The sequence below is a fragment of the Clostridioides sp. ZZV15-6383 genome, from assembly GCF_020657735.1.
Classification (GTDB): domain Bacteria; phylum Bacillota; class Clostridia; order Peptostreptococcales; family Peptostreptococcaceae; genus Clostridioides; species Clostridioides difficile_D.
The window spans coordinates 1-13,851 of record NZ_JAGWCV010000022.1; the positions used below are offsets into that span (position 1 = coordinate 1).

General features: G+C 28.2%; 11 protein-coding genes and 1 riboswitch. Of the genes, 10 read left to right on the plus strand and 1 reads right to left on the minus strand.

Annotated elements, in window-relative coordinates; all coding sequences use genetic code 11:
- Window positions 1-424 precede the first annotated feature (424 nt).
- The 4 genes from KGF42_RS09755 to KGF42_RS09770 all read left to right on the plus strand — a co-directional run bounded on the left by KGF42_RS09755 (window position 425) and on the right by KGF42_RS09770 (window position 4,818).
- The gene (locus tag KGF42_RS09755; RefSeq protein ID WP_227826219.1) at window positions 425-1,504 is read left to right on the plus strand and encodes a M24 family metallopeptidase; all 1,080 of its coding nucleotides are present in this window, start codon (window positions 425-427) and stop codon (window positions 1,502-1,504) included.
- Between the two features lie 231 nt (window positions 1,505-1,735).
- Entirely contained in the window at window positions 1,736-2,347 is a 612-nt protein-coding gene (locus KGF42_RS20455; RefSeq protein WP_413927006.1) for a hypothetical protein, read from the plus strand.
- Window positions 2,348-2,631: 284 nt separating this feature from the next.
- On the plus strand, window positions 2,632-3,552 hold the full coding sequence (locus tag KGF42_RS09765) for a 5-bromo-4-chloroindolyl phosphate hydrolysis family protein (RefSeq protein WP_227822506.1): 921 nt from the start codon (window positions 2,632-2,634) through the stop codon (window positions 3,550-3,552).
- A gap of 108 nt (window positions 3,553-3,660) precedes the next feature.
- On the plus strand, window positions 3,661-4,818 hold the full coding sequence (locus KGF42_RS09770; RefSeq protein ID WP_227822505.1) for a toxic anion resistance protein: 1,158 nt from the start codon (window positions 3,661-3,663) through the stop codon (window positions 4,816-4,818).
- 60 nt (window positions 4,819-4,878) lie between these two features.
- Here KGF42_RS09770 and KGF42_RS09775 read toward each other — a convergent pair whose 3' ends face one another.
- Complete coding sequence (locus KGF42_RS09775) at window positions 4,879-6,378, minus strand: IMP dehydrogenase (RefSeq protein ID WP_227822504.1); 1,500 nt, start codon at window positions 6,376-6,378, stop codon at window positions 4,879-4,881.
- A 577-nt stretch (window positions 6,379-6,955) separates the two neighbouring features.
- Here KGF42_RS09775 and KGF42_RS09780 point away from each other — a divergent pair.
- From KGF42_RS09780 to fsa, 6 genes are all read left to right on the plus strand, one after another.
- A complete protein-coding gene (locus KGF42_RS09780) occupies window positions 6,956-8,377 on the plus strand; it encodes a PTS mannitol transporter subunit IICBA (RefSeq protein ID WP_227822503.1) in 1,422 nt (473 codons plus the stop codon).
- 19 nt (window positions 8,378-8,396) lie between these two features.
- The gene (locus KGF42_RS09785) at window positions 8,397-10,535 is read left to right on the plus strand and encodes a BglG family transcription antiterminator (RefSeq protein WP_227822502.1); all 2,139 of its coding nucleotides are present in this window, start codon (window positions 8,397-8,399) and stop codon (window positions 10,533-10,535) included.
- Between the two features lie 29 nt (window positions 10,536-10,564).
- Window positions 10,565-10,987: a PTS sugar transporter subunit IIA gene (locus KGF42_RS09790; RefSeq protein WP_227826220.1), complete on the plus strand. Its 423-nt coding sequence runs from the start codon at window positions 10,565-10,567 to the stop codon at window positions 10,985-10,987.
- 18 nt (window positions 10,988-11,005) lie between these two features.
- Window positions 11,006-12,154, plus strand: coding sequence for a mannitol-1-phosphate 5-dehydrogenase (locus tag KGF42_RS09795; RefSeq protein ID WP_227826221.1), 1,149 nt, complete (start codon window positions 11,006-11,008; stop codon window positions 12,152-12,154).
- 105 nt (window positions 12,155-12,259) lie between these two features.
- A riboswitch (purine riboswitch) is annotated at window positions 12,260-12,361 on the plus strand.
- 181 nt (window positions 12,362-12,542) lie between these two features.
- Entirely contained in the window at window positions 12,543-13,115 is a 573-nt protein-coding gene (locus KGF42_RS09800; RefSeq protein WP_054274336.1) for a xanthine phosphoribosyltransferase, read from the plus strand.
- A gap of 63 nt (window positions 13,116-13,178) precedes the next feature.
- On the plus strand, window positions 13,179-13,829 hold the full coding sequence (gene fsa / locus KGF42_RS09805) for a fructose-6-phosphate aldolase (RefSeq protein WP_054274335.1): 651 nt from the start codon (window positions 13,179-13,181) through the stop codon (window positions 13,827-13,829).
- The last annotated feature ends 22 nt before the right edge of the window (window positions 13,830-13,851 follow it).

The window sequence follows — 13,851 nt, forward strand, 5'->3', positions numbered from 1 at the left end:
ATAAGTTTTTTTAATATTTCGTTTTTGTTAAACATAAAAAGTGTGCACCTTCCTTTATATAGTGATATTTAATATTTTAATTATCACCACTTTTTAGAAGAATACACACTTTATTTTAAAGACCCGTTCTTTTTGTTACTCAATTTATATTATTTTTGTTACTCAAATAATTGTTATAAAGACAATTAGATATTTACAACTTATAATTAGTAAAATCGAAATGTAATGAATTTTTATGATAATAACGATATTTTTCTTATTTATTTTATGTTACTTACACTGAATAAAAAATTATTATAAATATTTAAATGAGATTAATAACATGTGAAAAAATTTTATAAATAAGGCATCTGATAAAATAAAAAATAATATTATTAATGATATAATATAATTAAAGTAAAATTTATTTTTTGGAGGCAAAATCATGAGCAAATTGGAAAAAGTAGTAGAATTGTTAGAAGCTAAGGGGCTTGATGCATTATACTTAACAAAAAAGACAAATGTAAATTACATAAGTGGATTTCCTGATGAAGAAGCATATGCAGTGATTTGTAAAGATGGAAATTTTTTAGTTACTGATAGTAGATATATGGAACTTGCAGAAAATGTTTGTGAAGGTTTTGAGATTATAAACTGGCATAATTTTGACAGAAGTGTGGCAAAGGCAGTTAAGAGTGTGTGTGACAAAATAGGTATAAAGAAACTTGGATTTGAAAGAACAAATATAGTATTTGATAAATATGAAGAACTTAAAAATCTAGTTGAAAAAAATGGAGGAGAATTAATACCTACAGAAAATATCATAGAGACACTTAGATATGTGAAGGATAAAGAAGAAATTAAAAATACAAGAAAAGCTTGTGAAATAGCAGATAAGTCACTAGAAGAATTGATTCCACATATAAAAGCTGGTGTTACTGAAATTGAATTAGCTACAAAATTAGAATACTTTATGAAAATGAATGGAGCTCAAAATATAGGATTTGAAACTATATTGATATCAGGAGCAAAAACTTCATTACTTCATGGTAAACCAAGTGATAAGGTTATAGAAAAAGGTGATTTTGTGCTTGTAGATTATGGAGCTATGTATAATGGATATATTTCTGATACAACTAGAACTTTTATAGTTGGAGAAGCATCTGAAAAACAATTAGAAATTTATAATTTAGTTAAGGAAGCACAAGATGTTGGAGTTGAAAACATGAAGATTGGTGTACATGCTACAATTCCAGATATAGAAATAAGAAAGATTGTTAAGAAATATGAAGATTACTATTATCAAGGTATAGGGCATGGTGTTGGTAGAGATGTTCATGAAGAGCCTTTCATTGGTAATTATGGAGATAAGATAATACAAGAAGGTTGTATAATAACAATGGAGCCAGGTATTTATTTTCCAGGATGGGGAGGCGTTAGAATAGAAGATACTGTTTTAATTACAAAAAATGGTCCTGAAAGACTAACTAAATTCCCTAAAAATTTGATGATTTTAGACAAATAATTTTATTTTACAATAATACTTTATATAAAATATTATTGTAATTTTACCATTAAGCCCTATTTACATACTTTGGTAAAAAGGGCTTAAATTTATCAATATTAAAATACCTCTAATACTGTATTTACAGAATATATATCAATATTAATTTTATGAGTACAGGTACAATGAAAAAGTCTGAAACTTTTAAAAGTGTATTATAAAAATATTTAATAAATTGGAGGTAGATTTAAAATGGAAAAAGCAATAGAAAACTTTGAAGATTTAAGTAAGGAATACATTAATGATTATATTGAAAGAGCTAGAAAAGCTCAAAGAGAGTTTGAATGTTATACTCAAGAACAAGTGGATAAAATAGTAAAAATAGTTGGAAAAGTAGTGTATTATAATGCTGAATACTTAGCTAAACTTGCTGTAGAAGAAACTGGAATAACAAAGGTAGCTAAACCAGTTGGAGTAGTAGCGGCAATAACTCCTTGTACAAATCCAATTGTTACGCCTATGAGTAATGCAATGTTTGCACTTAATGGTGAAGCAAATTATCAGTTCTTTACTGAAATATTTAAGATGTACTCTAGAAAAAATCCTAATGGAAAAATTACAAAGTGTACAAAAATTCTAGCAGATGCTCTTGAATGTGACCCTAATTGTGATGTTTATGGAGAATTAGAAAAGTTTTTAAATAAATTAATTTCTAAAAAAGCTTTAAGAGAGTATGTAATGGTAGAAAGTCAGATAGATGAATTTACAGATAGTAAAATAGCCAATCAACAAAGATTACTTGCTAATAATTATGTAGACCTTAGTAGAGAAGAAATAAGAGAGATATTTGCAAATCTTTATTAATACAATTTTTCATTTATATGTATAGCTAACATAAACAATGCTAATTATATTTATGTACAAATAAAAATGAGGGAACTTAAATTTAATTAAAGTTAAGTTCTCTTATTTTTATATGGAGTTAAATATAAGTATATTTTTGATTTAAAATATACTTATATTTAAGTCTATTACTTTATTTGAAATAATTTGTAGAATTTCAAATTCCTTGACAGTAATAAGTAAGTAATTGTATAATCAAACTGCAATATATTAATAATATTAGTGAAAATGAAAGGATATAAACTATGTATAAATCAGAAAATTTTTCCAAAAAATCTGTCTTAATAAATTCATTTTTAAGTAAATTTTTTAAAATAGTTGGATGGGGTTTGGTAGGCTTATTTACGTTATCAGCTCTAGTACTTTCAACTATTTCCATTATAATTGGATGGGCTGTAATACTTCCTATTCAAGTATGTGCAGTGTTTTTAATTATAGGTGGAGTTTGTATTTTTAAGGGTAAGAGATTAGGAGACCAAATTTCTCGTTATAAAAGATATTGTACAATCATAAATAATAGAAATATTATTCCAGTAGAGCTTATTGCAGAAAGTACATCTAAATCATTAAATTTTATAATAAAAGATGTACAAAAGATGATAGACAAAAATTACTTTATAAATACTTATATTGATAAAAGAAATAATCAGATTGTGTTGACAAATGAAGATTTCATTACACCAACATATGAAGATATAGCATACGAAGTTAAAGAAGAAGAGAAAAATGATGAAGCCAGTGAAGTTGATACGATTATAAATAAAGGAATGAATTATCTAGCACAAATAAAAGAAGCTAATAAAAATATTCAGTCAGAATCAATGTGCAATAAAATTGTACAAGTAGAAGATGTTACAAGTAAAATATTTGATGTTGTAAAACATGACCCATCAAAACTTACTCAAATACAAAAATTTATGGACTATTATCTTCCAACTACTTTGAAGCTCTTAAATTCATATCATACATTGGAAGGGCAAGGAATAGATAGAGAAAATATAACAACAACTATGGAAAGTATTGAAAATACAATGAGTACGATTGTAGTAGCTTTTGAAAATCAATTAGACTATTTGTTTGAAGATGAAGCAATTGACATATCTACAGATATTACTGTTTTAGAGAATATGTTAGTTCAAGAGGGATTAACGAGTGGTAAATTTTAACTTTAATAGAAAAAATATTCTGTTATTTTAAAAAAATTAATTAGTCATAAAGTATAAAACTTTGTATTATAATCAGTACTTTATGAATAAAGAGGAGAGAAATATATAATGAATAATCTAGATGATATACCAGTTATGCCAACTTTAACACTTGACCCATTTGGAGAAGAATCAAATACAAGTGATATAAATAATTCTGACTTATTAATGAAAAAGGCTGAAAAAGACCCAGAAGAAGAAAAGCTATCTGAATCTGAACGTAAGATGGTAAAGGAATTTGCAGAAAAGATAGATATTACAAACACAAATATGATTTTACAATATGGAGCTGGTGCCCAAAAAAAGGTAGCAGGTTTTTCTGAAACAGCTTTAAAGAGTGTTAAAACTAGAGATTTAGGAGAAGTTGGAGATATGCTTACAAATCTAGTTACTGATTTGAAAGCATTTTCAGCAGAGGAAAAAGAACAAAGTGGTTTTTTAGGAATTTTTAAAAAGGCAAATAATAAAATTTCAAATTTAAAAACTAAGTATGATAGTGCAGAAGTAAATGTAGACAAAGTGAGTAAAGAACTTCAAAAACATCAAGTTAAAATATTAAAAGATATAGCAATGCTTGATAAGATGTATGAGTTGAATTTAGCTTATTCAAAAGAACTTACTATGTATATTATAGCAGGAAAACAAAAATTAAAAGATATGAAAGAATATGAGATGCCAAAATTAAGAGAAAAAGCCAGTTTGTCTGGTTCAACAGAAGATGCTCAATCTGTAAATGATATGGTTTCACTTTGTGACCGATTTGAAAAGAAGATTCATGACCTAGAATTAACTAGAATGGTATCACTTCAAATGGCTCCACAGATAAGATTGGTTCAAAATAGTAATAATCTAATGGCAGAAAAGATTCAATCAACTATAGTAAATACCATTCCATTATGGAAAAATCAAATAGTACTTGCTCTTGGAATTTCTCACTTAAACCAAGCTATGAAAGCACAGCGTGAGGTTAGTAATATGACAAATGAGCTTTTATTAAAGAATGCAGAAACTTTAAAGATGGGAACAATAGAAACAGCAAAAGAATCAGAAAGAGGAATTGTAGATATAGATACAATTAAGAAAACTAATCAATCTTTAATATCTACTATTGATGAGGTCGTTAAGATACAACATGATGGTAGAATAAAGAGACAAGAGGCAGAAGTTGAATTATCAAAAATAGAAAATGAACTTAAAAGTAAGCTTCTTGAATTTACAGTTAAATAAAAAATTATATAAAATAAAAAAGTGTAGTTGATTTTAAAATCAGCTACACTTTTATTTATATTATAAATTTCTATTATCTTTTAACATTACATCATGAGCTCCACCTTCAACTATACTAGTAGAAGATACAAGTGTAAGCTTAGCATTTTTTTGAAGTTCGGGTATACTAAGTGCTCCACAGTTACACATAGTAGAACGAACTTTACTTAAAGAAAGAGTTACGTTGTCCTTTAAAGAACCAGCATAAGGGACATAAGAGTCAACACCTTCCTCAAAAGAAAGTTTCTTATCTCCACCAAGGTCATATCTTTGCCAGTTTCTAGCACGAGCAGAACCTTCTCCCCAATATTCTTTCATATAACTACCATTTATATTAACTTTGTTAGTTGGACTCTCATCAAAACGAGAGAAGTATCTACCAAGCATTATAAAATCTGCACCCATAGCTAAAGCTAAAGTTATATGATGGTCATAAACGATACCACCATCAGAACAAATTGGGACATAAATACCTGTTTTTTCAAAGTACTCATCTCTAGCTTGAGCAACTTCAATTATAGAAGTAGCTTGTCCACGTCCTATACCTTTTTGTTCACGAGTGATACATATAGAACCACCACCAATACCAACTTTAACGAAGTCAGCACCAGCTTCAGCTAGGTAAAGGAATCCTTCACGGTCAACTACATTTCCAGCTCCAACCTTAACTGTATCACCATATTTTTCACGAATGAAATCAAGAGTTATTTTTTGCCACTCAGAAAAACCTTCTGAAGAATCTATACATAAAACATCAGCACCAGCTTCAACTAAAGCAGGAACACGTTCAGCAAAGTCTCTAGTATTAATACCAGCTCCAACTACATATCTTTTAGAAGAATCTAAAAGTTCAAGTGGATTTTCTTTATGAGAAGAGTAATCTTTACGGAATACCATATACATAAGATTACCATTGTCATCAAGTACAGGAAGAGAATTAAGCTTGTGGTCCCATATAATGTTGTTTGCCTCTTTTAAAGTAACATCCTTGTTAGCATAAACTATGGATGACATAGGAGTCATAAATTCACTAACCTTAGTATCTAAATCCATACGACTTATACGATAATCACGACTTGCAACAATACCTAATAATTTTCCAGTTGAAGTTCCATCTTCAGTAACAGCAACTGTAGAATGTCCAGTTTTTTCTTTTAATTCAAGTATGTCTCTTAATGTGTTATCAGGTTTAATATTTGAATCACTTACAACAAAACCAGCCTTGTGAGATTTAACACGTGCTACCATAGCAGCTTCGTTTTCAATAGTTTGAGAACCATATATAAATGAAATACCACCTTCTTTAGCAAGTGCAATAGCCATCTTGTCATCGGAAACGGATTGCATAATAGCAGAAGTCAAAGGTATATTCATATAAATATCTGCTTCCTCGCCCTTTTTAAATTTAGTAACAGGTGTTTTTAAACTTACATTAGCAGGTATACAGTCAGTAGAAGAGAATCCTGGTACAAGAAGGTATTCACTGAAAGTATGTGATGGTGTATCAAAATAAAACGCCATTTTTTAATCACTCCTTATATTTTTATACTTTTTATAATTGATAGTATTAATTATAACTTATTCCTTAATTTTATTAAAGTATTTTGTCAAATATTGAGATTTTTGAAAAATTTAAACTATTTTAATTGAATTTGTTTAATATATATTGCCTTATAAGGTAAAATTGTATATTAAATAATGTTTAATATTGGATAGTAGCTAATTTGAAATTAATCTTTAAATATCTATTCATTATACATGTAAAACTTTATGTCGATAATATTGTCATAGAGTGTATAAATACCAAAAGTACAAGCAAATTAAGTCTATATTAGTATATCCAAAATTACATCTAATAAATTTATTTAATTGAATTATTGTTGGATTTTCTATTAAATTTAAATATTTTATAAAAATAGATACCTTAAAATACTACATAAATAAAATTAAACAAAAACTAAAGTGACAAATGTCATTATCTAAAGTGACATAGAAACGGTTTCTTAAAGTTGTTACTATAAAATATAAACTCTATAATAAAAGTATAACAAAAGGGAATCATATCGATATAGAATATAATTCAAATGGAGGTAAAATTATGAGCAGTTCTAATCAATCGACAATAAAGACATCTATACAGCGAATAGGAAAATTTTTAAGTGGTATGGTAATGCCAAATATAGGAGCTTTTATAGCATGGGGGCTTATAACAGCCTTATTTATACCAACAGGTTGGATGCCTAATGAAAAATTGAGTACTATAGGAGATCCAATGATAAAATACCTTTTACCACTATTAATAGCCTATACTGGTGGTAAAGCAATAGCAGGGCAACGAGGTGGAGTAATAGGAGCAGCAGCGGCTATGGGAGTAATCGTTGGAGCAGATATACCAATGTTTATTGGAGCAATGATAATGGGACCATTTGCAGGATGGGTAATCAAGAAATTTGATAAATTTGTAGATGGCAAAATACCAACAGGATTTGAAATGTTAGTAAATAACTTTTCAATAGGTATAATAGGTATGCTTCTTGCAATATTAGGATTCTATGCAATTGGACCAGCTATAGTAGCAGGTACAGCTCTTATAGAATCTGGAGTTCAGTTTATAGTTAGCAAAAGTTTATTACCTTTAGTTTCAGCATTTATAGAGCCTGGAAAAGTATTATTCTTAAACAATGCAATAAATCATGGTATATTAGGACCTATAGGTATAGCTGAAGCAAAAGAAGCAGGTAAATCTATAATGTTCTTATTAGAAAGTAATCCTGGACCAGGTTTAGGAGTTTTATTAGCATATTGGATGTTTAGTAGAGGAAGTGTGAAGCAATCAGCACCAGGAGCTGTGATAATACATTTCTTTGGTGGTATTCATGAAATCTACTTCCCATATATTTTAATGAATCCAGTTTTAATATTAGCTACAATGGCAGGTGGAGCAGCAGGAATATTAACTTTCTCAATATTAGGAGCTGGACTTGTAGCAGCACCATCACCAGGAAGTATATTTGCACTTATGGCACTAGCTCCAAAGGGAGGATTACTTCCAGTATTAGCGGGAGTTGCAGTGGCAACAGTTGTATCATTCTTAGTAGCAGCACCATTCGTTAAGAGAGCTTCTGTAAACCAAAGCGAAGAAGATAGTACTTTAGAGGAAGCTAAAGTAAAAATGAGTGATATGAAATCTGCTAGTAAAAATTCTGATAAAAATGTTGAGGAAAAGCAATTTGGAGTAAATGAAATTAAAAAGATTGTATTTGCATGTGATGCAGGAATGGGTTCTAGTGCAATGGGAGCTTCTAGATTTAAAAATAGAATAAAAAACTTAGACTTAAATATAGAAATTACAAATTCATCTGTTGATAATCTTCCAGATGATACGCAAATAGTAGTAACTCATAATACGCTAGTTGAAAGAGTTGCTAAGAATAATTCAAGTGTAGAGATAGTTTCAATAAACAACTTTTTAAATGACCCAAATTTAGATACATTGTTTAAAAGATTAGAATCTAAATAAAAAGTACCACTGATTAGGAGTGGATAATTTGAAAAAAAAGAAGATTACATCTAGACAAAAAAAGATAATATTGATGATAGTAGAAAATTCAAAGAAAAACGTCCCAATAACTATTTCTGAGATTGCAGGAGAGTTGGAGCTAAGTTCAAGAACTGTGCTTAGAGATATGTCTGGAATTGAAAAATGGTTTGATGAAAATGATTTTAATTTTGTAAAAAAACCAGGAGTGGGATTGATTTTAGAAGAAAATGTAGAGAATCAAAACTTTATAGTTGAGTTGTTAGAAGAAGAAAAAATAGAAAAAGAATATAGTAAAGAAGAAAGAAATTTAATTATATTATCAAAGTTACTAGTTTCTAATGAGCCAGTAAAATCTTATTATTTTGCAAAAATATTAAAGGTATCTGAAGGAGTACTGAATAATGATTTTGCTTTAGCAAGTAAATGGCTAGAAAGATTTGGTATTGAGCTTGTTAGAAAACCAGGACTTGGTGTGTACCTAAAAGGTCAAGAAAAAAGTTTTAGAGAGGCATATGTGAACCTTATATATGATTCATTCAATGAAAAAGAAATACTAGATATGGTCAGAAATATAAGTGAGAATATACAGACAGATAAAACAATAGAAATTTTAAGTGAAAATAGACTTTTAAATTTGATGGATAGGTGCATAATAAGAAAAGTTGAAAGTACACTAACAAAGAAGCTTTCAGATTTAGATGTAAATTTAGCTGATAGTGCATATATAGGGCTTGTAGTTCATATTTCATTGGCATTACAGAGGATAAAAAATGGTGAAAATATAACTATGGATAAAGAGTTTCTAAAAGAATTATCTATGACAGAAGAGTTTAAACTAGCCCAAGAAATCGTAAAAGGTATGGAAGTAGATTTTAGTATGGATATACCACTGGATGAGGTTGGATATATAACTATGCACATAAGAGGTGCAAAGCAAAGGTCATCTTCAAATCATAAGGCATTAAACTTAGATGATATAGAAGTAATGGACATTACAAATAAGATGATAGATTTAGCTGAAGATGAATTTAAAATAAGCCTAAAAAATGACGAGAGATTATTTAGAGACCTCGCAAATCACTTAGGACCTTCTATAAATAGGTTGAATATGGGTTTAGAAATAAGAAATCCTCTTTTAGATGAAATAAAAAGCAAGTATTTATATGCTTATGATGGCGTTGAAAAAATTTCTAGAATTATAAAAGATAAGCTAAATATAAATTCAATACCTGAATCTGAAATAGGATATATTGCAATGCACTTTGCATCAGCAATAGAAAAAAATTTAATGATGTATACTAATATAAATATTGTTGTAGCATGTCCCACTGGAATAGGTACTTCAAGATTTCTATCAACTAAGATTGAAAATAAATTTCCTAATCTAAATATACTTGAAACCATATCAGCTATAAATATAGATGAAGATTATTTAAAGGAAAAAGAGGTTGATTTAATTGTATCTACAGTGGAGTTAAATACAGACTTAGATTATATATGTGTAGGTCCATTTATGAGTTTAGATGATGAACAGATAATCAAAGAAAAAATAAAATCTATAGCTCAAAATAAATTAATCAATTTAAATGTAGAAACTGATACTAAAAGTAAAAATAAAGTGCATGAACAGATAACAGAAAGCATGAATATAGGAAAAGATATTCTTCAATTTTTAGAGGAAATTCAATTTGAACAATTTAAAAGTAAAGATTTAAGTGAGCTTATTATGGACTCATCAAAAATATTTGCAAAATCTAGTGAAGATATAATATCTATAAAAGAATCTTTAGAAGAAAGATTAAAAATTTCAATTCCATATGTAGAAGAATCCAAAATTCTATTGTTACATTGTATGAGTGAAAGAATAGATATTATGAAGTTAGCAATAATAAAACTAGATAATGGAATAATGCTAGATTCAAATGAAGAAATCGACAGTGTAGTTTTTATGTTACTTCCTAAAAATTCACCAAGTTATCAAAGACAAATAATGAGTGAAATAAGTGGTTCACTAATAGATAATATAATTTTTACTAAAAAAATAAATAAATTTTCTATAGAAGAGATGTCATTAGAAATAAAAGATATAGTTTTTAATTTTTATACAAACAAATTGAAAACATTTATAGATAAATAAAATTAATATTAAAAAGGAAGGTTGATATTATGAGTAAAGTGTTGAATGAGAATAATATATTTTTAGGATTAGATAGTGTTTCAAAGGAAGAAGCTATAACTTTAGCAGGAAGAAAATTGGTTGAAAATGGATATGTAAAAGAAGAATATATACCATCAATGTTAGAAAGAGAAAAAGTAATGACTACATATATGGGAATGGGTGTTGCTATTCCACATGGTGTAAATGAAGCAAAAAAAGAAATTTTATCTTCAGGAATAGTTATATTACAATTCCCTAATGGTATAGATTTTGATGGGGAAAAAGCATATTTATTAATAGGGATAGCTGGTGTTGGAGATGAACATTTGGAAATACTATCTAATATAGCAGTAGTTTTGGATGATAACTTAACAGAAAGACTAAAAAATTCAAATGACAAACAAGCTTTTATGGAAGCTTTTGCCAACTAATCTTAGGAGGAACTTAACATGAAAAAGGCAATTCAGTTTGGAGCAGGAAATATTGGAAGAGGATTTATTGGAGGTTTGTTAGTTAAATCAGGCTATCATGTAGTATTTGCTGATGTAAACGAAGAGATATTGAACTCAATAAACAAAGATAAAAAATATACTATACACATAAGAGATGTAGAATGTATAGATGAAGTAATTGATAATATAAGTGCAGTTTCATCTATAAAAGAAGAAATAATAGACGAGATTGTAGAGGCTGAAATAATAACTACAGCAGTTGGACCTTTAGTTTTGACTAAAATAGCTTCTACAATTGCAAAAGGTATAAAGACTAGAAGAGAAAAGGGATTAACAAGTAATTTAAATATAATAGCTTGTGAAAATGCAATATATGCAAGTTCTTCTTTAAAAGAAGAAGTAATTAAGTATTTAAATAAGGAAGAAGTAGAATATTTAGAGAATTATGTTGGTTTTCCGAACTGTTCAGTTGATAGAATAGTTCCTCCTGGCAAAAATGAAAATCCTCTTGATGTAACAGTTGAAAATTTTTATGAATGGAATGTTGAGAAGCAAGGATTTAAAGGAGAAATACCAAATATAGTTGGAATGAATTTAGCTGACAATCTTATGGCTTATATAGAACGTAAGTTGTTTACACTAAATACAGGTCATGCTATAACAGCTTATATAGGATATCTAAAAGGTTACAAGACTATAGAAGAAAGTATAAAGGATGAATATATTTGTAATATAGTTAAGAATGCAATGACAGAAAGTGGAGAAGGATTAATTAAAAAATATAATTTTGATTCAAAAGCACACTATAAGTATATTGATAAGATTTTAAATAGATTCAAAAATCCATATCTTAATGATGATGTAGTAAGAGTGGGAAGAGAGCCATTAAGAAAATTAAGTAATAAAGATAGATTGATTAAACCTCTAATGACAGCAAAATCATATGGGCTATCAGTTGACAATTTGATTCTTGGAATAGGTGGAGCACTTCATTATAACAATAGTGAAGATGTCCAAAGTGTAGAATTACAAGAATTAATAAAGTCTGATGGAGTAAAAAAAGCTATTGCTAAGATAGCTAATATAAACGATGATGAACTTTTAAATAATATCGAAAAAAGTTATATATTTATGGAAAATTTATAAATTTGCTTGAAAAAATTGAATTATGCTAAATTAGATATAATATATTACTCTACACAGTTTGAATTATTTGTTGAATAATAGAGAATTATAATATATAATTAAAAAGAATAAATTAATATATTTACCTGTATATTTTTGATAATATGGTTCAAATGTTTCTACTAAGCTACCATTAATAGCTTGACTACAGGAGTGAAGAAGATATAGTTTATACTTATTTTAAATTATATATTAAGTTAATTACTTTGAATTTTAAGCTCCTGTCTATGATATAGACAGGAGCTTTTTTAGTATTTTAATATAAAATGATAACAATATAGATAGCAAAGTTAGAGCAAATATAATTTTTTTATTAATATAATTTTAGAAAGGTTTAGGTGGAAGTTCAATGAAAGCTTTACAAGAAAAGATATTAAGAGAAGGCAGTGTTTCTGGAAATGATATACTAAAAGTTGATAGTTTTCTAAATCATCAAATTGATGTGGCTTTTTTAAACGAAATAGGAAGAGAGTTCAAAGAGAGATTCAAAGGAGAAAAGGTGGATAAAATATTTACAATAGAGGCTTCAGGAATAGCTATAGCATCAATTGTTTCACAGTATTTTGAAAATGCACCTGTAGTATTTGCAAAAAAATCGGAATCTAAAAATTTGGATAAAGATGTATATGAAACTAATGTATATTCATTTACTAAAGCAAAAGAATATTCAGTTAAAGTTTCTAAAAAGTACATAAACAAAGGTGAAAATATATTGATAGTAGATGATTTCTTAGCAAATGGGAGAGCTGCTCTTGGACTTAAAGATTTAATTGAGCAAGCAGAGGCAAACTTAGTTGGAGTAGGAATTGTAATTGAAAAAGGCTTCCAAGCTGGAGGAGCACTTTTAAAGGCTAATGATGTAAGATTAGAGTCTTTAGCAGTAGTCGAATCTATAGATAATGGAACTGTAAAATTTAGGTAATTTATGATATTATATACTTGTGTTTAGCACGTATTTTAATTATGTAATTATGGAGGATTTTTTATGAGATTTTTTATAGACACAGCTAATATTGAAGAAATAAAAGAAGCAAACGATTTAGGCGTAATATGTGGAGTGACTACCAATCCATCTCTAATAGCTAAAGAAGGTAGAGATTTTATAGAGGTAGTTAAAGAAATAAGTGAAATAGTAGATGGACCAATAAGTGCAGAAGTAATAAGTTTAGAGCATAAAGGAATGATAGAAGAAGCAGAAAAATTATCTAAGATACATAAAAATATAGTTATAAAGATACCTATGACAGCAGAAGGTCTAAAAGCAGTTAAAGTACTATCAAATAAAGGTATAAAGACTAATGTTACACTTATATTCTCTGCTGGACAAGCTCTTTTAGCTGCTAGAGCTGGGGCTACATATGTAAGTCCTTTTGTTGGAAGATTAGATGATATATCACAAAATGGTCTTGATTTAATTGAAGAAATCGTTGACATATTTAGTGTGAATAGTATTGAGGCTCAAATAATAGTTGCTAGTGTTAGAAATCCAATACATGTTTTACAAGCTGCTAGAATGGGAGCAGATATAGCAACAGTTCCTCTTAAGGTTATAAACCAAATGATTAAGCATCCTTTGACAGACAAAGGGATAGATAGCTTTATGAAGGATTGGGAAGGTGCTTCTTTAAAATTATAATTAAAAGATGCAATTATAAATA

What these genes read in the sequence shown, in the direction of transcription:
- KGF42_RS09755 (WP_227826219.1), top strand. Translation starts at nt 425, where the DNA reads ATGAGCAAATTGGAAAAAGTAGTAGAATTGTTAGAAGCTAAGGGGCTT.
- KGF42_RS20455 (WP_413927006.1), top strand. Translation starts at nt 1,736, where the DNA reads ATGGAAAAAGCAATAGAAAACTTTGAAGATTTAAGTAAGGAATACATT.
- KGF42_RS09765 (WP_227822506.1), top strand. Translation starts at nt 2,632, where the DNA reads ATGTATAAATCAGAAAATTTTTCCAAAAAATCTGTCTTAATAAATTCA.
- KGF42_RS09770 (WP_227822505.1), top strand. Translation starts at nt 3,661, where the DNA reads ATGAATAATCTAGATGATATACCAGTTATGCCAACTTTAACACTTGAC.
- KGF42_RS09775 (WP_227822504.1), bottom strand. Translation starts at nt 6,378, where the DNA reads ATGGCGTTTTATTTTGATACACCATCACATACTTTCAGTGAATACCTT.
- KGF42_RS09780 (WP_227822503.1), top strand. Translation starts at nt 6,956, where the DNA reads ATGAGCAGTTCTAATCAATCGACAATAAAGACATCTATACAGCGAATA.
- KGF42_RS09790 (WP_227826220.1), top strand. Translation starts at nt 10,565, where the DNA reads ATGAGTAAAGTGTTGAATGAGAATAATATATTTTTAGGATTAGATAGT.
- KGF42_RS09795 (WP_227826221.1), top strand. Translation starts at nt 11,006, where the DNA reads ATGAAAAAGGCAATTCAGTTTGGAGCAGGAAATATTGGAAGAGGATTT.
- KGF42_RS09800 (WP_054274336.1), top strand. Translation starts at nt 12,543, where the DNA reads ATGAAAGCTTTACAAGAAAAGATATTAAGAGAAGGCAGTGTTTCTGGA.
- fsa (WP_054274335.1), top strand. Translation starts at nt 13,179, where the DNA reads ATGAGATTTTTTATAGACACAGCTAATATTGAAGAAATAAAAGAAGCA.